The organism is Bartonella sp. CR127HXZ (genome assembly GCF_042194555.1).
GTDB classification, from domain to species: Bacteria; Pseudomonadota; Alphaproteobacteria; order Rhizobiales; family Rhizobiaceae; genus Bartonella; species Bartonella grahamii.
This window is the reverse complement of sequence record NZ_JBHIMZ010000031.1, coordinates 1-5886: the sequence shown is the minus strand read 5'-3', so window position 1 is coordinate 5886 and position 5886 is coordinate 1. Positions and strand designations below refer to the sequence as shown.

General features: G+C 34.4%; 5 protein-coding genes and 1 pseudogene. 2 read left to right on the top strand and 4 right to left on the bottom strand.

Going from position 1 to position 5886, the window contains the following annotated elements; genetic code table 11:
• The 3 genes and pseudogenes from ACFIKY_RS08680 to ACFIKY_RS08670 all read right to left on the bottom strand — a co-directional run.
• Positions 1-1162 (bottom strand): annotated as a pseudogene (locus ACFIKY_RS08680) (transporter); the annotation flags it as partial.
• Positions 1159-1485 (bottom strand): type IV secretion system protein VirB3, encoded by a 327-nt coding sequence (locus tag ACFIKY_RS08675; RefSeq protein ID WP_375661710.1) that lies wholly within the window; start codon positions 1483-1485, stop codon positions 1159-1161. The pseudogene ACFIKY_RS08680 and the gene ACFIKY_RS08675, both read right to left, overlap by 4 nt.
• 19 nt (positions 1486-1504) lie before the next feature.
• Positions 1505-1855 carry a TrbC/VirB2 family protein gene (locus tag ACFIKY_RS08670; protein ID WP_375647804.1) on the bottom strand — a complete coding sequence of 117 codons (351 nt, stop codon included), beginning with the start codon at positions 1853-1855 and terminating at the stop codon, positions 1505-1507.
• A gap of 941 nt (positions 1856-2796) precedes the next feature.
• Here ACFIKY_RS08670 and repC point away from each other — a divergent pair.
• Positions 2797-4146, top strand: a complete 1350-nt coding sequence (gene repC / locus ACFIKY_RS08665; protein ID WP_375647803.1) for a replication initiation protein RepC — start codon at positions 2797-2799, stop codon at positions 4144-4146.
• Between the two features lie 27 nt (positions 4147-4173).
• Positions 4174-4659 (top strand): helix-turn-helix domain-containing protein, encoded by a 486-nt coding sequence (locus tag ACFIKY_RS08660; protein ID WP_375647801.1) that lies wholly within the window; start codon positions 4174-4176, stop codon positions 4657-4659.
• A 60-nt stretch (positions 4660-4719) separates the two neighbouring features.
• Here ACFIKY_RS08660 and ACFIKY_RS08655 read toward each other — a convergent pair whose 3' ends face one another.
• Positions 4720-5301, bottom strand: coding sequence for a hypothetical protein (locus ACFIKY_RS08655; protein WP_375647800.1), 582 nt, complete (start codon positions 5299-5301; stop codon positions 4720-4722).
• Between the last annotated feature and the right edge of the window lie 585 nt (positions 5302-5886).

The following is a 5886-nucleotide window of genomic DNA, read 5'->3' as shown; positions in this document are numbered from 1 at the left end:
CATAATTGCGGCTTGTTATTGCACCAGAGCGGGTGCGATAAGCATAATTGCCAGGCAATTGTGCCCACCAAGCCGCCACTAACCCTAAATCTTCCCGCGCAATGACAGCCCCACCATTTGTAAGATGAGAACGCGCTTTGGCAAGATTATCCGCTAATTCTTGCGGCGTATCAGCAAAAACTGCCAATGATAAATGATGTTCCCCTAAAACAAAACGATTGGATTCAAGATCATCAAGCGCATCATCCAGTTCCATAATTTGTGAACCTGCTCGATCTCCTGCATTGACCATTTGATTCTGTTTGCGCCCCATAATTTGCTTGGCAGCATTTTTGCTCTTGAAAATAAAAGATTGGGTGAAAATAAACTCAAAGGGAAGGGTGAGCAAACCATCCGCCATGCCTACCCTAGTTTTTGCTGGATATTCTTTCCAACCAAACATGCCCGCAAACCGCTGTGCCGCCTCATAGCGTATTTCTATGATCTCTTTCCCAAAAATGAGACGGTCTGAATAAACAGTCGAAGCTATCGTCCCCCATGTGAGAGGTATCCGTTCACGACGACCTCCCACCAATTGGTGGATAAACTCACTTTGCTGCGAATAAATATTACCTTCATGTTCATAAAGACTCAGTCTTTTTGCACCATAACGCTCTAAATTTTGAATAAGATCTGTGGTAATATCTTCAAGCTTGCGAATGGACTCTGCATCAACTTCTGTCTTTTCTTGCTTGGCTTTGCCTAAACGTTTGAAAAACTCCACTAATTTATCCGTTTGATCAACGTGTGGATTCCACAAAATAGAAAGATAAAGATCATTGCGATAAAGCTCCTGTGAAATCATCCGCTCGCGATATTTATCATCTAATTGCTTGGCAAATGCCGATCTGAAATTCCCATCCGGATAAATCGTTTCACGCTTTCTGATAATATGGCTATAAAGCGCTATCCGTTCATCCGCTATGTTTTTAAACAGATTATTGAGCTGTTCGTGAAGCACATTCAGATCAATAATATCTGCTGTCTCAAAGTTAATCCCTTCAAGTTTAATAACGCTCATGAGAGCGCGTGAATCCAGCGCAATGATGTGCTTGTTGACATGGCGCACATAAGGAATGATCGCTTCTGGCTGCTTTTCACGTTTGCGCTCTGTTCTATTCATTGTAATTCCTCATAATTACGAATTAATCGTAATGGAGAAATACTTCCCCCACCCCATAGACTAGAGTTTCTGGCAAAAATAGATGTCTTTTGCCATGTCAGAAGAATACGAAATTTGTTATGGTCATGCTTTAGGATTTCCTTGAATATGAAATGCATGGCAATCCCAATAGTTACAAGAAAAATATTGCCTATCACAATAAACAATATCATCGTTCCTATCGCATTTAATCCCATAGCTTCCACCGTCACGCCTGCGATCATTGCAGGGCGCGTGCAAGCAAGAAATAACGTATCTTCTGTTAGCTTGTCATGCTCTTTCATGGCTTTGAAAGGCTGGAGTTTAACTGGAAAACATTGCTGCGATTTGTGGTGCACCAAAGATAATGCCGATGCCAATACAAACAAAGAAAGCTTTACGCATTTCAACATAACCAGCAATCCATGCAATCCCAATACCAGCAACCGCAATGGTCGCGATTGATTTTGCAATTGGTCCTGTTAAAGCTTCAATTATTTTTTGAAGAGCACTTTCAATTTTTCCGAAGCCGCCTGCGGCAAATGCTGGTTCACTCAGTGCGATGAAGGCAATAAACAGCATCAATGCTGCTGTTAACCATTTCTTTTGTGTGTTGGGTAGAGTAGTTTTTGGTAAGATGTGTTCACAACTGAATGAATTATTCATGTTTTTCATGAAAAACCCCCTCGCTATTTTAAAGTTGAAAATTAAATTAATAGTTAAAATATTAATCTACCCTATAAAATGAAAAAACTATTTTTTCTACTATAAAATTAAAAATATTTAATCTTTTATTATTTAATGAACAAACATTGAATAATATTCAAAATGATATTTTAAAAATATCTTAGAGTATCGTTTAAATATATTGTCTTAATTTATATTATTATTTTTAAATACTTTTATTTCAGTCAAAATACTGAAAAACTTATGCAATATTATTTTTTTAAAGTACCAGAAAAGACAATAGAAAACCCTGCTTAAAAAGCACAAAGTGTTTTATGGTCGAGCAAATTTCAACAACCAGAAGATTGGCGAAGAGATCACGGGAGCTATAATTCCATTGACCATTATTGATAAAACGTTCTCTCAAGCGCTACTGAAAAATCAAGGCAATATTCCACTACGAACTTTATCAGAAAAAAGTTAATCATAATCTACACAGTCCTTAGTGGACAATTCTTGCAAAGAAAAATTATTGTGTTTAGAATTTATTTGCTCGTATAGGTTGTTTTCTACAGCGCTGTATAATAGCGTGTTTCCTTGGTTATATGTTATTTCGCTTTGCTGTTATTGTAGGTTGTATTAGGTCGTATTGCCATAAAAAACAGTTGTTTGAAAGCTTTACCATATTGAAAATCTTTTTTTTTTAATATAGCTTTGACCTTGACACGCTTTTTTCAAGCTATGAGTCGTTTCAAATAGAGGGAAATATAATGGCAAAAAAATAAAAACCCAACTGCGTTAACAGAAGGGTTTCTAAATACCTGTACGGTAAATTAAACTATCAAGTAATTTCCAATTTAATTTATCGTGATGCATTCTGCAAGAGAAATTTTGTGGAAAAAGGGTATTTTTAACATTTTTTTGCCTCCAATAGAGAGGTTTTAAAAATTATGGTTAAGAAAACATCTGGAAGAAAGATAAATGCACATCATATAGAATTTAGAAAATTAGCAGAAACTGCTGAGATTGGTTCTGTAAGCCGTGGTCAATTGATTGGATTGGCTAAAAACATGAAAAAAACTGGTTTAGTTAAAAAACCAGAAGGCGAACTTCTTCTTGAGTTACTGGATACAGCTTCAAGAGATTCATTTGAAAAAGGAGGAGTTCCTATTGTTTTCAAAAGCAATCAACAACTTGGTTATGACATTAGTCGTAGTGAAGGACGCATTAGTCGATTGCTTTCATCTCTCTATGATTGTGGTTTTATTGTTATGCGCGACTCTGGTAACTTTAAACGCTATCCTATACGTAACCATAGCGATGATATCGTAACAGCTTGCGGTATTGATTTACGTATTCTTGTTGCGCGATATCATGAACTTAAGCAAAAAGCAGACGAAGCTCTGGAATGTTATGATAAAAAGAATGAAGCTTTGCATTATTTTAGAGGATTGTTGCGTCAAATTAAAACCTGTTATACAGAAATGGAAGAAACTCCGTTTATCTCATTGCTTTTTTCTAGAATGCAAAAAATTCTTCATATTATTGGTCGACCAACAAAAGCATCTTTTGAAAAATTACAAAAGGCATCCCATCTTTTTGAATGGATTTTACAGCGTTTTTTTAAGCTAAAAACATTAAAAACGACATACAGATATGCCTCCAATGACATACACATAGAACATACAACCCCTAACTATAATTGTAATTGTAACAAAAATGAGTGTTCAGAGTTATCTGAACACACTCAAATCATTAATGTGACCTCCGGTCACGATAAAATGGCTTTTGAAAAAATAGAGAAAGGCAAAACCGAAACATCACTTCCTTCAAAAGGTAGTACATTGCCTCAAATTAAGCCGGAGATACTAGAAAAGGCTTTACCAAATGCCGTCTTGTTTTCTGAATGTAGTTTCCAAACAGAAAGCGATTTGATACATTCTATGTATCCTATGTACAGAATGATTAAAGTTTCAGAACATGCCGCTGAACAAGCTACAAAAATTATGGGACTTAAAAAAACAGCTCTAGCTATTGCTATCATTTTTGAAAAATATGCTAGAGGACTTGTAAAATCACCAGGGGGATATCTCCGCGGCATGATTGATAAAGAAACTCGAGGAGAATTATACCTAGAACGGTCACTCTATGCTTTGCTGAAGCAAGCTGATCAAGAAGAAATAAATAGTTTAAACTTAGAAAAAAATCAGAAAATAAAGCTAAACGAAGAAAAAAGCTCTTTGTTTGAGTTTGAACTCAATAAAACGTTAAAAAATCTAACAATGTCAAAATTTGCATAAAAAATCTTATTGAAGTGAAAAAAATAAATGGATAAAACAAAGAAAATAATAGGGCGACGGTTAACTGCACAACATCTAGAATATCAGAAAATAGCAGAGAATGTTGAATATAAAACAATAAGCCGCGATAGACTATATAGATTAGCTTCTAAATTACCCATGATTGATTTAATTTCTGATTCAGAAGCTGTTATTCTTACCAACTTATTAGCAATAATACCTGATAAAGAATTTAAAAAAGGTGGATTTCCTATCACTCTTAGAACAAATCAAGAAATTAGTTTTGGCTCTCTTAGTCCAGGTCGTATTAGTACAATTCTCTCGCGTTTGTATGATTGCGGATTGATTGTCATATGGGATTTTGGATATTATGGTCGCCGAAATATAAATGACATAGATTACTACGAACGCTATACTGCAACAATTAGAGCGATTGATTTACGTATTTTTATCATTCGGTACTATGAACTTAAGAAAAAAGTAGATAAAAAATTAAAACGTATTGCATACTAATATGGCATATTTTCAGTGTACGATACTAATATTGTGAGTTTGAAAATTACCTATCCAATATTATGAAAAATCTATATCGATAGCTTTTGCTTGCATTTGTTCGTAAAGTCTTTGAATTACTTTCATATTATCTTTTCGTGCTTCGTTGATTGATAATTCAATTGAGGTTGAAATGTATAATCCTGTATCTTCTAGCCATTTATAATGCCATACCATTGCTTTACGCCCCTCATCATAAGGCAATCCACCTTTTCGGTTTTTGGGTAAGCTGTGTGTTTTATTTATAAATTGGTATTGTACAGGATCACTAACAAGAGCTATATGGTTTTCAATGACATCTATATAAGCTAAAGCATTCTTAAAACTTTTTATCATCGTTTTGCTGTTACCGTACCGGATAAAATCATTTTCTGTTAAAGAGCGCTCACTACTGATGAGTAACGATATATCACCATTTTGTCCAATATCACGAAGATAATTGTACAAATCACTTCGCACATCATGTAATTTTTTTGCCTCCAATGTATTACTAAATTCTTGCATATATTTATGCTGTTGATCGAACAAATATTCTAGTTTATCTTGATATTTTTCATGCTTACTATCATTTGTATAGATTTCTGCTACTACTTCTTCTTCCACAGAAAAACCTTTCTTAATGAGATGTCTTCTTATGCTAACTTGGAAAAAGAATCCGGACAATAGGCAAAAAATATTTAATTATGTCATAAAAAGTGTTTTTTAAATAAGGTAATTGGAGTTTTTAAATTTGCATAAATAATAATTTATATACGAAATAAATATTTTAATTATTCATCTTTAGTGCCATTAATCCTTATTTTTAAAAGGCGTAAAGAAGGTTGAAAATGAGAAAAATTTTTGATTTTAAAAAAAGAGAAAGAGATAAATGATCAACTTATCCTAGCGGGGATAACTTTTTAGAACCTCTTCCTCCAAAAAAAGATATATACAAGATATTTTTATTTAGCAATTATTTTATTAGATCCTTTATCCTTTTTTAATGAGAGGCTATCTGCCTCTCAAACTCTCTGGAACGCTCACCAAAATCATGACATCAGATCCGCGTTTAATGAGAGGACTAACAAGTCTTGGTTCTTAGTGTCAAGGAAACCATTACATGGCGCCTAAAGGCGTCCTTGACAAAGAACCTAACGGCTTGTTTCGTCCATCTCACGCGGCTCCGAAATCATGATTAAAAGGGTGAGC